Source organism: Synechococcus sp. CCAP 1479/10, from assembly GCF_019038515.1.
GTDB lineage: Bacteria > Cyanobacteriota > Cyanobacteriia > PCC-6307 > Cyanobiaceae > Cyanobium.
The window spans coordinates 136,247-151,487 of the sequence record NZ_JAFKRJ010000007.1; the positions used below are offsets into that span (position 1 = coordinate 136,247).

The 15,241-nt window shown below is 68.4% G+C and carries 14 protein-coding genes and 1 pseudogene; 4 read left to right on the forward strand and 11 right to left on the reverse strand.

Features of this window, described 5'->3' with window-relative positions:
* Nucleotides 1–2 precede the first annotated feature (2 nt).
* Entirely contained in the window at nt 3–1,112 is a 1,110-nt protein-coding gene (pdhA, locus tag KUG39_RS03745; RefSeq protein ID WP_190611115.1) for a pyruvate dehydrogenase (acetyl-transferring) E1 component subunit alpha, read from the forward strand.
* 244 nt (nt 1,113–1,356) lie between these two features.
* Nucleotides 1,357–2,196, forward strand: coding sequence for a hypothetical protein (locus tag KUG39_RS03750; protein ID WP_216918215.1), 840 nt, complete (start codon nt 1,357–1,359; stop codon nt 2,194–2,196).
* 12 nt (nt 2,197–2,208) lie between these two features.
* Here the strand turns inward: KUG39_RS03750 and KUG39_RS03755 are convergent, their stop codons facing one another.
* Nucleotides 2,209–3,141: a sigma-70 family RNA polymerase sigma factor gene (locus KUG39_RS03755; RefSeq protein WP_216913061.1), complete on the reverse strand. Its 933-nt coding sequence runs from the start codon at nt 3,139–3,141 to the stop codon at nt 2,209–2,211.
* A 244-nt stretch (nt 3,142–3,385) separates the two neighbouring features.
* Nucleotides 3,386–5,032 carry an NAD(P)H-hydrate epimerase gene (locus KUG39_RS03760; RefSeq protein ID WP_216913063.1) on the reverse strand — a complete coding sequence of 549 codons (1,647 nt, stop codon included), beginning with the start codon at nt 5,030–5,032 and terminating at the stop codon, nt 3,386–3,388.
* 148 nt (nt 5,033–5,180) lie between these two features.
* On the opposite strand from KUG39_RS03760, the gene mnmA reads away from it, so the two are divergent.
* Complete coding sequence (gene mnmA / locus KUG39_RS03765) at nt 5,181–6,296, forward strand: tRNA 2-thiouridine(34) synthase MnmA (protein WP_216913079.1); 1,116 nt, start codon at nt 5,181–5,183, stop codon at nt 6,294–6,296.
* Here the strand turns inward: mnmA and glf are convergent.
* The 6 genes from glf to KUG39_RS03795 form a co-directional block, all read right to left on the reverse strand.
* On the reverse strand, nt 6,281–7,414 hold the full coding sequence (gene glf / locus KUG39_RS03770; RefSeq protein WP_216913065.1) for a UDP-galactopyranose mutase: 1,134 nt from the start codon (nt 7,412–7,414) through the stop codon (nt 6,281–6,283). The two genes, mnmA and glf, sit on opposite strands and share 16 nt — an antisense overlap.
* A gap of 39 nt (nt 7,415–7,453) precedes the next feature.
* On the reverse strand, nt 7,454–8,506 hold the full coding sequence (locus KUG39_RS03775) for a radical SAM protein (RefSeq protein ID WP_353615234.1): 1,053 nt from the start codon (nt 8,504–8,506) through the stop codon (nt 7,454–7,456).
* Nucleotides 8,507–8,623: 117 nt separating this feature from the next.
* Nucleotides 8,624–9,664: a hypothetical protein gene (locus KUG39_RS03780; protein ID WP_216913067.1), complete on the reverse strand. Its 1,041-nt coding sequence runs from the start codon at nt 9,662–9,664 to the stop codon at nt 8,624–8,626.
* A gap of 5 nt (nt 9,665–9,669) precedes the next feature.
* Nucleotides 9,670–9,894 (reverse strand): 2Fe-2S iron-sulfur cluster-binding protein, encoded by a 225-nt coding sequence (locus KUG39_RS03785; RefSeq protein ID WP_502988633.1) that lies wholly within the window; start codon nt 9,892–9,894, stop codon nt 9,670–9,672.
* Nucleotides 9,895–9,965: 71 nt separating this feature from the next.
* On the reverse strand, nt 9,966–11,483 hold the full coding sequence (locus KUG39_RS03790) for a cobyric acid synthase (protein ID WP_216913069.1): 1,518 nt from the start codon (nt 11,481–11,483) through the stop codon (nt 9,966–9,968).
* Nucleotides 11,484–11,515: 32 nt separating this feature from the next.
* The gene (locus KUG39_RS03795) at nt 11,516–11,890 is read right to left on the reverse strand and encodes an Npun_F0494 family protein (protein WP_094587431.1); all 375 of its coding nucleotides are present in this window, start codon (nt 11,888–11,890) and stop codon (nt 11,516–11,518) included.
* A 53-nt stretch (nt 11,891–11,943) separates the two neighbouring features.
* Between KUG39_RS03795 and KUG39_RS03800 the strand changes: the two genes are divergently transcribed.
* A complete protein-coding gene (locus tag KUG39_RS03800; RefSeq protein ID WP_216913071.1) occupies nt 11,944–12,549 on the forward strand; it encodes a nucleoside triphosphate pyrophosphatase in 606 nt (201 codons plus the stop codon).
* On the opposite strand, the gene KUG39_RS03805 is transcribed toward KUG39_RS03800, so the two are convergent.
* The 3 genes and pseudogenes from KUG39_RS03805 to KUG39_RS03815 all read right to left on the reverse strand — a co-directional run.
* A complete protein-coding gene (locus KUG39_RS03805; RefSeq protein WP_216913073.1) occupies nt 12,534–13,643 on the reverse strand; it encodes a hypothetical protein in 1,110 nt (369 codons plus the stop codon). The genes KUG39_RS03800 and KUG39_RS03805 overlap by 16 nt on opposite strands.
* 114 nt (nt 13,644–13,757) lie before the next feature.
* Nucleotides 13,758–15,146 (reverse strand): photosystem II reaction center protein CP43, encoded by a 1,389-nt coding sequence (gene psbC, locus KUG39_RS03810; RefSeq protein ID WP_015108803.1) that lies wholly within the window; start codon nt 15,144–15,146, stop codon nt 13,758–13,760.
* Nucleotides 15,130–15,241, reverse strand: a pseudogene (locus KUG39_RS03815) (photosystem II D2 protein (photosystem q(a) protein)); the annotation flags it as partial. The pseudogene KUG39_RS03815 and the gene psbC, both read right to left, overlap by 17 nt.

The following is a 15,241-nucleotide window of genomic DNA, read 5'->3' on the forward strand; positions in this document are numbered from 1 at the left end:
CCATGACTCAGGAATTGACCGCGGCGCGGGCAGCGCAGCCCGGCATCGTCGGGGCAAGCTCCTCGACCGAGGAGGCCGGCAGCCATGCGGTGCGGCTCGAGGGCCTGTACCCCGCCGAGCGGGCCAGTGTCAGCCGGGAGGAGGGCCTGATGCTCTACCGCGACATGACCCTGGGGCGCCGCTTCGAGGACAAGTGCGCCGAGATGTACTACCGCGGCAAGATGTTCGGCTTCGTGCATCTGTACAACGGTCAGGAAGCCGTCTCCACCGGAGTGATCCGGGCGATGCGCCTCCAGCACGACTGGTTCTGCAGCACCTACCGCGACCATGTCCATGCCCTGAGCTGCGGTGTGCCGGCCCGGGAGGTGATGAGCGAGCTGTTCGGCAAGGCCACCGGCTGCAGCAAGGGGCGGGGCGGGTCGATGCACCTGTTCTCCCGGGAGCACCATCTCCTCGGCGGCTATGCGTTCATCGGCGAAGGCATCCCCGTGGCGCTGGGGGCGGCCTTCACCAGCCGCTACAAGCGTGATGCCCTCGGCCAGGCCGACAGCGATGCGGTGACGGCGGCCTTCTTCGGCGACGGCACCTGCAACATCGGCCAGTTCTACGAATGCCTGAACATGGCATCGCTGTGGAAACTGCCGATCCTGTTCGTGGTCGAGAACAACCGCTGGGCCATCGGCATGGACCACAACCGGGCTACCAGCGAGCCGGAGATCTGGCGCAAGGCAGCCGGTTTCGGCATGGTCGGCGAGGAGGTCGACGGCATGGATGTGCTGGCCGTCCGGGCGGCGGCCCAGCGGGCGATCGCCCGGGCCCGGGCCGGTGAGGGCCCCACCCTGCTGGAATGTCTCACCTACCGCTTCCGCGGCCATTCCTTGGCGGATCCCGACGAACTGCGCGAAGCGGCGGAGAAGGAGTTCTGGGCCAAGCGTGATCCCATCAAGCAACTGGCCGGCCGTCTGGTCGAGGAGGGACTGGCCGCGGCCGAGGAGCTCAAGGAGATCGACCGGGAGATCGATGCCGTCGTGGCCGATTGCGTCGAGTTCGCCCTGGCGGCCCCCGAGCCCGATGGCAGTGAACTCACCCGCTACATCTGGGCCGACGACTGAACAGCGGGCTGTTGGCGGTACGGCGCGGGCGTTGCCGGAACAGCTGGGATGTGGCTGGAACAGCTTGGTTGGGGCTGACTTCTGCCCACCGGGATTGTTGAAATGTCCCTGCTCTTTCCCAGCCTTCCGTCATGATGACCAGGCGATCTTCTTGCATTGAGTCGATGTTAGGATCGCTGAAATTGCCTGGACGGCAGCGGCTCTGATGGCCAAGCGTGTACTTGTCACTTTCACGGATCACCGCATGAAAGTGGCCCGCCGCCGCCTATGCCGCCAGGCGAAAGAGATGGGGGTGTACACGGATATCGTGGGGGCTTCCGAGTCCGATCTCGATCCTTCGTTCCGCCAGCGTTTCAAGGACTATCTGACACCGGAGCACCGGGGTTTCGGCTACTACGCCTGGAAGCCCCAGATCGTTCTTCAGACCCTTGAGCGCCTACAGGATGGCGACCTGGTGCACTGGGTTGATTCCGGCTGCCATCTCAACCCGGCGGGGCGGGAGCGCCTGCTGGAGCTGTTCTCCATGGCCGCGGCGGCCCCTTCAGGCCTGCAGGGTTTCGAGTGTCTGCCTCCCAACGGATCCCTCGTCTACGAGGGCCGTCAGTTCCCCGACCAGTTGGAGGCCAGGTGGACGAAGGGCGACCTGCTCGACCGGCTGGCGGTGCGCGACCGGCCGGAGATCACGGACACCCAGCAACTGGGGGCGACCACCTTCTTCGTGCGCAAGTGCCCTGCCGCCATGGACTTCATGCGGCACTGGGTCAGGGTGTTCAGCGAGGATTTCTCGATGATCGACGATTGCCCGTCCCGTTCCCCCAATCTGGAGGGGTTCAAGGAGCACCGCCACGATCAGTCGATCTATTCGATCCTCGGCAAGTTGCTGCCCATCTCAACGACATCCGTGTTTGAGTTCTGGTTTCCACGGGCCGACAACTGCTGGCTGCCGGACTGGGAAAGGGTCGGCGAGGCTCCGATCCAGATCCGCCGCGACCGGGGCCTCAAGGGGGAGAGCCGGCTGAAGATCGCCGGGCTCCAGGCCAAGGGCTGGTTGAAGCGGGTTCTGGTGGGAGGGGGCCGCCGCTGAGGGCCTGGCCGATCAGGACAGGGGAACGGCGCTGCGGGTCGAGAGGGTGCGCAGCTTGCGCAGGGCCTTCAGTTCGATCTGCCGCACCCGCTCCCGGGAGACATCCAGCTGCCGGCCGATTTCGGCCAGGGTGTGGCGCTCCATGCCGTCGAGGCCGAAGCGGAGGGCCAGCACCTCCTTCTCCTGGGCCGAGAGGTGGCCCATGAGCTCGGCCAGCTGCTCCTGGTGCATGCCCCGCTCGATGCGATCCAGCGGCTCCTCGGCGGAACCATCGGCGATCAGGTCGCCCAGGAAGCTGCGGCCGTCTTCCGCATGGATGGGAGCATCCAGGCTGGAGATGGTGAGCGCCTGGCGCAGCAGGGAATCGAGTTCCTCGACGGGAATGGCCATGGCCTCGGAGATCTCCCGGCGGCTGGGCATGGCGCCGAGCTTGTGGGCCAGCTCCAGGCTCACCTTGCGCACCGTCGTCAGCCGTTCGCTGAGGTGCACCGGCAGGCGGATGGCCCGGGACTGGCAGGCGATCGCTCGCGTCATGCTCTGGCGGATCCACCAGAAGGCATAGGTGGAGAACTTGTAGCCCCGGGTGGGATCGAACTTCTCGACGGCACGCTCGAGGCCGAGGGAGCCCTCCTGGATCAGATCGAGCAGTTCGAGGCCCTTGCCCTGATACTTCTTGGCCACGCTCACCACGAGACGAAGATTGGCGCGCATCATCCGCTCCTTGGAGCGGCGGCCGACCTTGATCGTCTTGTTCTCCTGGATGGAGTATCCGGGTTTCGATTCCTCCACCAGGTGCATCATCGCCTGCACCTGGTTGCCGAGCTCGATCTCCTCGGCCGGGGTCAACAGAGGCTCTCTGCCGATGGAGGTGAGGTACCAGGTGATGGAATCACTCCCTCTGCGGGTGGAGCCCTCCCTTCTCGTCGCGACGGCGGAGACGGTCATAGGAGGGGGCGTAATGGCGCCTTCGAAAGTGTGAACGGATTATCCACCCACTGGCAGGGGCAGAAAGTGTCTGGAACAACTTTTAAGGATTTACATGTGAACCCACACACAATCGGATTTCTTTAGTGATTGGCTCCGGTTGGATGAGCAAAGGGCTAAATCTTCCGTGGATCTGTACGAAGAGCCTGCAGTGTCGCCAGATGGGGAAGTGGCCTTCCCTGGCCTAATCCGAGCGGTTGTTTCTTCAGTCCAGCAACGGCTGCGCCTGCCACGTCTCCTGCTCCGGAGCTGTTGCTCCCCGTGCCAGCGCCTCGGCCACCTCAAGGGGGGTGGCCCCGCCGGCCCCGTGCCGCTCCCGGCTTCGGATTCCGGCCAGCGCATGGTCGAGGGCGGCGGCGGCCAGCCAGTCGGCATCGGCCGGCGCCCCGGCCTGAGGCCCCCCCCTGGCGGCCAGCGCCAGGGCCCCCCGGCCAGCCGCGTAGCCGGCGAGCACATCCCCGAGTCCGGCCCTGGCCGCCTCCGGGCAGGCCGCCAGCAGCTGCCAGCGGCGACCGTCGGGGGCCGCCACGACGCTGCGGGCCCCCTTGAGCAGCACGCTGGCGCCGGTGCGGCGGGCCGCCGCCGCTGCCGCCTCCGGCCGCGGGAGCGGGGCCAGGTCGGGGAAGAGCCTGCGGAACTCCTCCGTGTGGGGGGTGATCCAGGTGGGGCCCCGGCGCGTTTGGAGCCAGTCGCTGCCCAAGGCCGCCAGGCGGTTGAGCCCATCGGCATCGAGCACCAGCAGGCCGCCGAAGTCGGCCAGGTCCTGCCAGCGCTGCCGTTCCGGGCCTTCGATCTCCGCCGCTGGCGGCGCACCGGCGGGGCCGACCCCGCCCAGACCGGGACCCAGCAGCACCGCATCCAGCCGATCCAGCCAGCCCGCAGAAACATCCGCCAGGGCCAGCCCCCCGGCCGGGGTGGCCCCCAGGCCGGGCTCCAGCACCACATGGGGGTGGATCTGCCAGAGGTGGGAGGTGACCTCCTGGGGGAGGGCGGCCCGGAGGCTGCCGCACCCGGACGCCGTGGCGCCGGCCAGGGCCAGGTGGGCGGCCCCCCGGAAGCGGCGGCTGCCGGCGACGACCAGCAGGCGACCGCGGGCGTACTTCCCGGCGGCCGGATCGGGGAGGGGCCAGGGGGCGGAGCACTGGTCGCTGGCCCCCAGGCCCAGCAGCGGCTCGCCGTCGTGTCGGCCCAGGAGGGCGGCCGGCAATCCGAGGTCGATCCGTTCCAGCTGCCCCACCCAGCGCAGGGCCGTGTCCTGAACCAGCCCCCGTTTGATCAGGCCGATGCTGTAGGTGGTGGCGGCCGTGGCGGCCACGCCGCCGAGCAGGCCACCGTCATCGGCGTCCAGGCCGGTGGGGACATCGATGGCCACCAGGCCGCCGGGCCGCCGCTGCTGCCGGTTCTCCAGCAGGGCTTCGATCAGTGGGCCGGCGGGGCGCTGCTGGCCGATGCCGAAGAGGGCATCCACCCAGAGGGCCGGATCGCCCGGATCGGGCGGGGCCTCCAGCACGGGGATGCCGAGCCAGCGGGCATGGCGCAGGTGGGCCTCGGTGAGGGGGCGGCGACGCTCGAAGGGGCACCAGATCCGCACCCGGCCCCCGGCCAGGTGCCATTCCCTGGCCACCACCAGCCCATCGCCGCCGTTATGGCCCGGACCCACGAGCACCAGCAGGCCATGCTGGCGGTCGCGACCCGGCCGTTCCGCCAGGCGGCGGCTCACCGCCAGGGCGGCCTTCTCCATCAGGGCCTCCACCGGCAGGCCGCTGGCGAACAGCTCCTGCTCGATGGCGGCCATGGCGGCGCCGCTCACCAGGACGTGATCGGCATCCGCCGGCGGCCAGGCGGTGGGCATCGGCCCGAGGTTCACGGCGGCCCGAGCAGTGCTCTCCCATGATGGAGCTGTCCGCCCGTTCCACCCATCGGGATCCTTGAGCCCCACCGCCGCCACGGTCTCCGTTCCATCTGAGTCCCCCGCCCAGCCGCCCGCTGTCACCCCCGAGGTGGCCGAGGTGCTCGCACGCCTTGGCGACTGGCCGGGTGAACGGCGCGTGGCGGTGGGCCTCTCCGGCGGCGTCGACAGTTCCCTGACCGCGGCCCTGCTGGTGGCGGCCGGCTGGGAGGTGGAGGGCCTCACCCTGTGGCTGATGAGCGGCAAGGGCGCCTGCTGCGCCGAGGGGCTGGTGGATGCGGCCGGCATCTGCGACCAGCTGGGGGTTCCCCACCATGTGGTCGATTCCCGGACCCGGTTCCAGGAGCAGATCGTCGATTTCCTGGTGGAGGGGTACGGCGAGGGCCTCACCCCGCTGCCCTGCTCCCGCTGCAACCGGGCGGTGAAGTTCGCTCCGATGCTGGAGTGGGCCGAGGCGGAGCGCGGCATCGGCCGCCTCGCCACGGGCCACTACGCCCGCCTGCGGCAGGACGGCCGCCACCAGCTGCTGCGGGGCCTGGACTCCCACAAGGACCAGAGCTACTTCCTCTACGACCTGCCCCAGTCCGTGCTGGGCCGGCTGGTCTTCCCCCTCGGTGAGCTCACCAAGGAGGCCACCCGCGCCGAGGCCGCACGCCTCGGCCTGCGCACCGCCGCCAAGCCCGAAAGCCAGGACCTCTGCCTGGCCGACCACCACGGCTCGATGCGGGCGTTTCTGGATGCCTACCTGGCGCCCCGCCAGGGCGAGATCGTGCTGGCGGACGGCACGGTGCTCGGGCAGCACGACGGGATCGAGCACTTCACCATCGGCCAGCGCAAGGGGCTGGGGGTGGCCTGGAGCGAACCGCTTCATGTGGTGCGGCTGGATGGGGCCATGAACCGGGTGGTGGTGGCCCCCCGGCGGGAGGCAACGCGCCAGTCCTGTGTGGTGGGCGCCATCAACTGGGTGTCGATCGCGCCGCCCAGCGGGCCGATCGAGGTGGAGGTGCAGGTGCGCTACCGCAGCCTGCCGGAGCGGGCCCTGCTGACGCCCCTGCCCGAAACGGCCGCCGACCATGCCGCCGGACGGCCCCATCGGGCCCGGCTCGATTTCGCCGAGCCCCAGTTCTCGGTGGCTCCGGGGCAGGCGGCGGTGGCCTACAGCGGCGAGGTGCTCCTCGGTGGCGGGCTGATTCAGGCCGACGCCTGACGGCTCTCGCTGCGGAACCGGTTCATCGCCGATTCGATCACCACGTGCATGTCCATGTACTTGTATTCGGAGAGACGGCCGCCGAAGATCACGTTCTCCGTGCCCTGGGAGAGCTCCTGATAGCGCCGGTACAGCCCCTGGTTGTGGGCATCGTTGACCGGGTAGTAGGGGATGGCGTCACCGCTGCAGGGCCGGGGGTATTCCCTGGTGATCACGCTGACCGGGGAGCTGGAGCCTTCGAAGTGCTTGTGCTCGATGATCCGGGTGAAGGGCTCGCGGGTATCGCAGTAATTGATCACGGCATTCCCCTGGAAGTTGTCGGTCTCCACCACGGCGTTGTCGAACTCCAGCGAGCGGTACTCCAGCCGCCCGAGCGCGTAGTCGAAGTACTGGTCGATGCAGCCGGAATAGACCACCTTCTGGGCCAGGCGCCCCAACGGGGTGCGGTGGGCGAAGTAATCGACGTTGAGGCGGACCTCGATGCCCTCCAGCATGGCGTCGAACAAGGCCGTGTAACCGCCGATCGGAATGCCCTGGTAGCGGTCGGAGAAGTAGTTGTTGTCGTAGGTGAAACGCAGCGGCAGCCGCTTGATGATGAAGGCGGGCAGCTCACGGGGGTCCTTGCCCCACTGTTTGCGGGTGTAATCGCGGATCAGGGTCTCATAGATGTCCTTCCCCACCAGCGACAGGGCCTGCTCCTCCAGGTTGGTGGGTTCGCCGGTGAAGCGCTGCGAGGCGATCTTCTGGCGGGCTTCCTCGGGCGTGCGCGTCTGCCAGAGCTCGTAGAAGGTATTCATGTTGAACGGCAGTGAATAGAGCTTGCCTCCGGAGATCGCCTTGGGCGAGTTGATATAGTTGTTGAATTCAGCGAACCTGTTCACGAAGGCCCAGACGGCCTTGTTGCTGGTATGAAAGATATGGGCGCCGTAACGATGGACGTTGATGCCTTCCAGCTTCTCCGTATAGCAGTTGCCACCGATGTGGGGGCGGCGCTCGACGATCAGACAACGCTTGCCGGCATCGGTGGCGAGCCGGGCAAAGGTGGCACCGAACAGCCCGCAGCCGACGATCAGATAGTCGTAGGCGGGGGCGTCCGCCTCGGCAGGGGAGTCCGACACCGTGCGGAGGCGCGAGCCTGAGTCAATGGAGGTCACGGATCAGCGAAAATCCTTCAGATCGACGGGCAGAAGGTTCTCGATTGATTGCTGGATCTCCGGCGGCTCCTGCATGCCATAGGTGGCGAAGATATTAATGCCGGTGCTGGTGCACTTCTTGCAGAGTTCGCTGCCATAGCGCTTGGCCTGCATCACCTGGTAGGGGGTGTCCAGGTAGTTGGCGATCGACGGGGCGGAGGGGGACTGCACGCAGCAGACCGAGAAGTTACCTTCGTGGTCGAGGCAGACCTGGGACTCGCGCATGAAGCAGTTCTGTGATCGGTGGTCACCGATGGCCTGCTGGACCAGCTGGGGGCTGTAGTAGATGTACTCGAGTTCAGGGGGGATCGTTTCGAGCCCGTCGAACATCTTGTCGATGGGCATGTAATAGGCGTGGTAGGGGCTGAATTTCATCCCCAGCTTTTCGCAGAAGTGCTTGAACAGGTGCACCTCATGCAGGTTCTCCTTGTGTACCAGATAACGCACGTCGATGTTCTTGAAGCATTCCCAGTCGCCGAGGGTTTCGGAGATGCGGATCAGGTTGGCGAGCACCGGTTCGATCCGGCCGCCCTTGTGGTTGATCTGGTAGGTGCGCTGGGTGAAGCCCGACACCGTGATCGTGAAGTTCCAGAGACGCAGGGGCTTGAGCAGGGACCAGTCGTAGTCGTAATTGAGGTTGGAGGAGATGCCGCAGGGAACGCCATGGCTCTCGGCGCAGGCGATCAGTTCATGGAGCTTGGAATGGAGCGTGGGCTCGGTCCAGTTGTACAGGCCAAAGCGGCAGTTGCCATTGGTGTCGGCCTTGGCCTTCAGGCAGATCTTCTCGAACAGCTCGATCGGCATCTCCGTCAGCTTCTGGCCGATGCTGTTCGTGTACTCGGGCATGCCGACGGGACAGGCGGTGCAGCGGAGATTGCAGCCACTCACCACATCCACCCAGAATTCAATGACTTTCTGACCGGGAGGTACAGGGGAGTATTCAGGCCATAGAAAACGCTTGACAGCCGATTGCACGTTCTTCGGAACGGCACGCTTCAGGACTGTTGGCAGCGCCATCTAGATTCCTACAGAAACGTCTTGCGTCTTTGCATCGTAGCTCCTGCCCGCTGACATCGAAGCTCCTGTGGTTTCGATTCGACGATGACGCCGCAGCCATCTGGCTGAGGCGGCGTCTCAGCGGTTCGTTGTCTGTCGGCCCCGGCCGGAGGCCCCCTGCAGGCGTCGCCCCAGTCCCTGCAGTGTCCGCTGGCGCCGTCGCCACCAGCAGCTGATCGGCGGCGGGGCCAGCCACCGCGTCAGCCGCCCCAGGCGCCGGCCCCAGGCCACCCGCAGGTGCTGGGCCATCCGCTCCCGCCCGCAGCTGGCCAGCTGGGCGGCCGAAGGACCCCGGTAGGCTGGCAGGTCCAGCTGCAGGGCCAGCCGCTCGGTGGCTTCGCGCCAGTACCGGGTGGCCTCCTGCCTGATCTGCCAGCACTCCCGGATCGAGCCCACGCTCAGCAGCGTCTCCGCAGAGAAGCGCCCCACCTCGAGGATCCCGGGCAGTCCCAGGGGGTTGGTGCCCTGTTCGCTGATCACCAGGCAGCCATGCAGGGGCGCCTGCCACATGCGGCCGGAGAGGGTGATGCCCCGCTGGTACGGGTACATCAGGCCGTAGCAGCACCAGGCGCCTGCCAGCTGGCGATTCGCTTCGAGGTAGCTGAGGCCGTGGGTGGCCAGGCCCAGCCTGTCCCAGCGGCCGCCGAACACCTGCACCAGCCCTCGGCGCGCCAGCCGGGCCAGATCCTGCTGGTAGGGGTCGTCGCCCATCGGTTTGAAATTGGCGATGTGCAGCGGCCTGCCGGACCGTTTGCGGAACGGGCTCTGTTGCCAGAACTCGGGGACCACCGGCAGGTACCCCGGCACCCAGCGCAGCCCCTCGGGCACCTGGTCCGGTCGGAACAGGGAGATGAGGCGGATCTCACGGGCGCGGGGGAAGCGCTCGGGCCAGTTCACCTCGAGCTCCTTGACGTAGTCGTACACATGCACGATTCCCCGGTGGTCCAGATAGGCGTGGCCAGGATCGCCGCGCAGGATCACCAGCAGGTCGAGATCCGGATCGACACCGCCTCGGGCGAACCCGTAGCCCGCGGCCCGATAGAACAACCGCACGTTCCAGATCACGTCGAGATCCTGGAAATCGATCGAGAGGATGTGGAACCGGGGGGGGGAATTCACACGGCCTACCAGTGGGGATCGCTGGCCAGGCTGACGGTCAGCCGGCCGCTCGCACTGGAGGGCACGGTGGCCACACAGGCCCGCACCATGCGTCCATTGACCTCGATCTCGCAGGCGCCGCAGCTGCCCCCCAGGCAGCCGGTGGGAATCAACACCGCCGCCTGGCGGGCGGCCTCCAGCCAGTCCTGGCCAGGCAGGGCCGTCGTGGTGCGTCCGTCCGGCCACGCGATGGTGATGGCAGGACGGGGGATGGCGATGGGGGAAGGGCCGTTCTGGCGGAAATCTAGGGGGTGCCGGCCGTTCAGGAGCGCGGCGTCCGGGGGAGGGGACCCGGGGCCAGCAGGGGCGCCAGGTCGACGTGGGCCTCGAAGGCGTCGGCCAGGCGATCGAGCAGGGCGTCCCGCTGGCGGCCGTGGTGGGGCTGGTTCTCCTCCAGGGGCGGCAGCCGGCGCCGCCGCCGCAGCTGGTTGAGCCAGCGGCGCCGCCAGGGGCCGTTCTCGAAGATGCCGTGCAGGTAGGTGCCGGCCACCAGACCCCCCTGGTCGCCGGACTCCGTCCACCAGCCCAGGGCCCCGTCCTGCGCCAGGGGCGCGCAGCCTGCCGGGTCGGTCCGCTCACTGCGGCCGTGGTGCAGTTCGAAGCCCTCCACCACCGGGAGGTCCCCCGGGCCGGGGGGCCAGACGGCCCGGCTCTGCCGTTGCCGCAGCGCCTTGTCGCCCTGGAAGACGGTGCGCAGGGGCAGCAGGCCCAGCCCGCCCACCCGCTCCCCGGGCTGGCCCCCTTCCAGGCCTTCGGGGTCGTGCAGTTCCTCGCCCAGCATCTGCAGGCCGCCGCAGAGGGCGAACACCTGTCCCCCCCGGGCCACATAGGCCCGCAGCTGCTCCGCCATCCCGCTGCTGCCCAGCGACGCCAGGTCCCGCAGGGTCTGCTTGCTGCCGGGCAGGATCACGGCGTCGGGCTGCTCGAGGGGTTCCCCCGGCCGCTGCCAGCGCAGCCGCACGCTGGGCTCCGCCTCGAGCGGGTCGAGGTCGGAGAAGTTGCTCAGGGAGGGCAGGCGCACCACCACCAGGTCGAGCTCGGCGCGGGGCTTGCGGCTTCCCCGCTCCAGCAGGTCGAGGGAGTCCTCGGGGGGAAACAGCTCGTCGAGCCAGGGCATCACCCCCAGCACGGGCACCCCGGTCTGCTGCTCCAGCCAGTCGCGGCCGGCATCGAACAGGGAACGGCGGCCGCGGAAGCGGTTGATCAGCAGCCCGCCGATCAGGGGCCGCTCCACCGGCCGCAGCAGGGCCAGGGTGCCGACGATCTGGGCGAAGACACCGCCCCGCTCGATGTCCGCCACCAGCAGGCAGCGGGCCCGCAGGTACTGGGCCAGCCGCAGGTTGGTGAGGTCCCTGGCCTGCAGATTCACCTCCACCGGGCTGCCGGCCCCCTCCAGCACCAGCCGGCCGCCGGGGTGGGCGGCCTGCAGTTCCGCCAGGCCCGTCCGAATCGCCGCCCAGCCGGGCCGGAACCAGTCGCGGTAGTAGTGCTCCGCCCGGGCCGTGCCCACCGAGCGCCCCAGATGGATCACCTCACTGGTGCTGTCGCCCCGGGGCTTGAGCAGCACCGGGTTCATTGCCACCCTCGGCTCCAGGCCCGCGGACCAGGCCTGCAGGGCCTGGGAGTAGGCCATCTCCCCGCCCTGCGGGTCGACCCAGGCGTTGAGGCTCATGTTCTGCCCCTTGAAGGGCAGGGGCTGCTCCCCCCGTCGCTGCAGCACGCGGCAGAGGGCGGCGGTCATCAGCGATTTGCCGGCGCCGCTGCTGGTGCCCAGCACCATGAGCGGCCGGGGAGAGGCGGAGTGGGGGCGGTTCAAAGGCGGGGGCGGTGGCGGCGCAGCGCCTCCAGGATCCGCTCCCGCCGGCCCGCCCGCGGAATTTCGCCCGGCCAGCGTCGCAGCAGCTGGCGGCCCATCGGCGTCAGCCGCACGCGCTCGGTGAGCCCCTGGCCATCGACTTCCCGCCGCAGCACCCCCAGCCGGATCAGCCAGAGGAAATGGTCCTCGGTCCGGTCGCTGCTGAGGGGAAGGAAGGTGAACGGGGCAGGAACCTCGGTGCGGCCGGCCAGTTCCGTGCTGCTCAGGGGCTGCTCCCCCACCGTCTCGTAGAAGCGGCGGCGGAAGGGCAGGCAGCGGAGGGAGAGGGCGGCCCGCGCCAGCGAACGGGACTCGGTGTCGGCCTGTGCCATCGACCCATTCTCCCCAATCGACGGGCAGGCTGGAGACCCCGCTGGAGACCCCCTTGCTGCTGCTGGCTTCCGCTTCCCCGGCCCGCCGCCGCCTGCTGGAGCAGGCCGGCATCCCCCACCGCATCCAGGTGAGCGGCGTGGATGAGGACGGGATCCGCCAGGCGGATCCCCGGCGGCTGGTGCAGGCGCTGGCGCTGGCCAAGGCCCGGGCCGTGGCCGCCACGCTCGCTTCGCCGGCGGACTGGCCGCCGTTTGGGGTGCTGGGCTGTGATTCCCTGCTGGAGGTGCAGGGGGAGCCCTGGGGCAAGCCCCGGGACGCCGCCGAGGCGGTGGCCCGCTGGCGGCGCATGGCCGGCGGCTGGGGGGATCTGCACACCGGCCATGGCCTGCTGCGGCATCCCGCCCCCGGGGAGCCTGAGGAGCCCCTGCAGGCGGTCGTGACCACGCGGGTGCACTTCGCCGCCCTCGACGAGGCGGCCATCCAGGCCTATGTGGCCAGCGGTGAACCCCTGGCCTGTGCCGGCGGCTTCGCCCTCGAGGGCCGCGGCGGTCTGGTGGTGGAGCGGCTGGAGGGCTGCTTCAGCAACGTGATCGGCCTCAGCCTGCCCCTGCTGCGGCGCTGGCTTGGCCCCGGGACCCTGGCTCAGGCGCCCGGGTGATGGGCCCGGATCCGCCGCAGCCAGTGGGTCATCGACATGGTCTCGAGCACGGCGCGACGCTGGGCCGGATCCTCGAACCGGGGATGGAGCTCGTCCCGCCAGGCCTCCAGCCGGGCGGGGGAGAGGCTGTGGCTGTCCCAGTGGTCGACATAGGCCACCGGCAGATCGCCGAAGGCGGCGGTGGTGGGATTGCGCTCGATGATCGGAATCGCGCCGGCCAGCAGGGCCGTGAACGCCTTCGGGCAGGGATCGAGGCCGCCGCCGCCGGCGCAGATCACGAAGGGATAGCGCTTGAGGGTCGGGAAGAAATCGTCGTAGGGAATCTGCTCGTGCACCTCGACGAACGCCCGCCACTCGCCGGTGGCGAACCGCATCACCGTTCGCCGGTTCTCCCATTGCGGACCTTCGCGCACGTAGTGGGCGCAGAAGGCCTTCAGGGGCCGCTCCCGGATGGCGACCGGAGCGTCCTCGGCCAGGGTCTGCCGGTAGATGACGTGGCCATCACTGTTGATGCAGCCCAGGGGAATCGGGGTGACACCGTCCAGCGGGGTGTCCAGATTCTCCGCATACCAGTGCAGCAGTCGGGGGTCGTCCAGGAGGCTGAGCAGACGTTGCTGCAGGCCGGAGGCGAGGTAATCGGGAAACCGCCGATCCACCTGCCGGGGCAGGGTGGTGTCGGCATCGCCCGTGATCAGAACGAAGCGTGATGTGGCCTCGATCCGGGGTAGATAGCGGTCCAGAAACAGCTCCAGGCACTCCGGCACGGCCTTGACGAACAGGAGTTGGGGCTGGGCGCGCAGGTTGCCGAAGAAGCCATGGCGGGTCAGGCTCCAGTCGGCCCAGTGGGCGATCGAGGGGATCGTGGGCTCCACCAGCCGCGTGTTGAGCACCAGGCCGGTCCCGTCCGGGTTACGACGGCACAGGGAGCGACGGGTCGCTGAGAACCGGCGCCGGTTGACCAGCCGCTCGATGGCCTGGGTGCGCCGCCGGATCCGCGGACCAAGCAGGACCCGGAGGGTGCGAGGCGATCGCCGGATCTTGCCGGTCAGCCTTCCCCACAGGCTCGAAGCGTCCGTGGGGGAGGGATCACCCATCGGATCTGCCAACGGCTGCGGCGGCCCCAAAGATACGGCAGCAAAAAGCCCCCGCCCGGGGGCGGAGGCAGAGGCTGATGGAAGGGGATCGGTGAACCGGTTCCCCCGGGTGCATCAGTCGAGGTCCGGCATGGCCAGGGTGGGCTCGGCCTGACGGTCGATGCCCTTCTCGAAACCGGCGGCGGCGGCACGGGCCCGGCCCGCATGCCACAGGTGACCGACCAGGAAGAAGAAGGCCAGCACGAACTGCGTGGAGGCCAGCCACTGGCGGATGTTGACGAAGTTCACCGAGTTGGGCTCGGTGATGATGCCGCCCACGGAGTTGAGGGAGGCGTTGGGGGCGTGGGTCATGTACTCAGCCGCCCGACGCACCTGCCAGGGCTGGATGTCGTTCTGGAGCTTGTCGAGGCTCAGACCGTTGGGGCCACGCAGGGGCTCCAGCCAGGGACCGCGGAAGTCCCAGAAGCGCATGGTTTCACCGCCGAAGATGATCTCGCCGGTGGGGGAGCGCATCAGGTATTTGCCCAGGCCGGTGGGGCCCATGGCGGAACCGATGTTGGCGCCCATGCGCTGGTCGCGCACCAGGAAGGTGAAGCTCTGGGCCTGGGAGGCTTCGGCGTTGGTGGGGCCGTAGAACTCCGAGGGATAGGCGGTGTTGTTGAACCAGATGTAGGCCGAGGCGATGAAGCTCATGAAGCTCAGGGCGCCGAGGCTGTAGCTCAGGTATGCCTCACCGTTCCAGATGAAGGCGCGGCGCACCCAGCCGAAGGGCTTGGTGATGACGTGCCAGATGCCACCGAAGATGCAGATCAGACCGATCCAGATGTGGCCACCGATGATGTCCTCCATGGAGTCGACACCGATGATCCAGCCCTCGCCGCCGAAGGGGGCGCGGGTGAGGTAGCCGAAGATCACCCCGGGGCTCAGGGTGGGGTTGCTGATCAGGCGTACATCACCGCCACCTGGGGCCCAGGTGTCGTAGACGCCGCCGAAGAACATGGCCTTGAACACCAGCAGCAGGGCACCCACACCGAGAAGGATGAGGTGGTAGCCGATGATGTTGGTCATCTGGTTCTTGTCGCGCCAGTCCTGGGAGAAGAACGCGGAGTAGTTCTCCAGGATCTCCGGGCCGCGCAGGGCGTGGTACAGGCCGCCGAGGCCGAGCACGGCGGAGCTGATCAGGTGCAGGACACCGACCACGAAGAACGGATAGAGATCGGTGACCTCACCGCCGGGGCCGACGCCATAGCCGAGGGTGGCGACGTGGGGGAACAGGATCAGGCCCTGTTCGTACATGGGCTTGTCGAAGGTGAAGTGGCTCACCTCGAACAACATCATGGCGCCGGCCCAGAAGACCATCAGGCCCGCATGGGCCACGTGGGCACCGAGAAGACGGCCGGAGAGGTTGATCAGCCGGGCATTGCCCGCCCACCAGGCATAGCCGGTGGAGTCGAGGTCCTTGCCCCCGACCGAGATGAGACCGGAATTAAAGGGCGTTTCCACGGGGCAGAACCTCTTCAGGGAAGATGAAGTTTTCGTGCGGTTGGTCGGCAGGCGCCATCCAGGCACGCAGACCTTCGTTGAGCAGGATGTTCTTG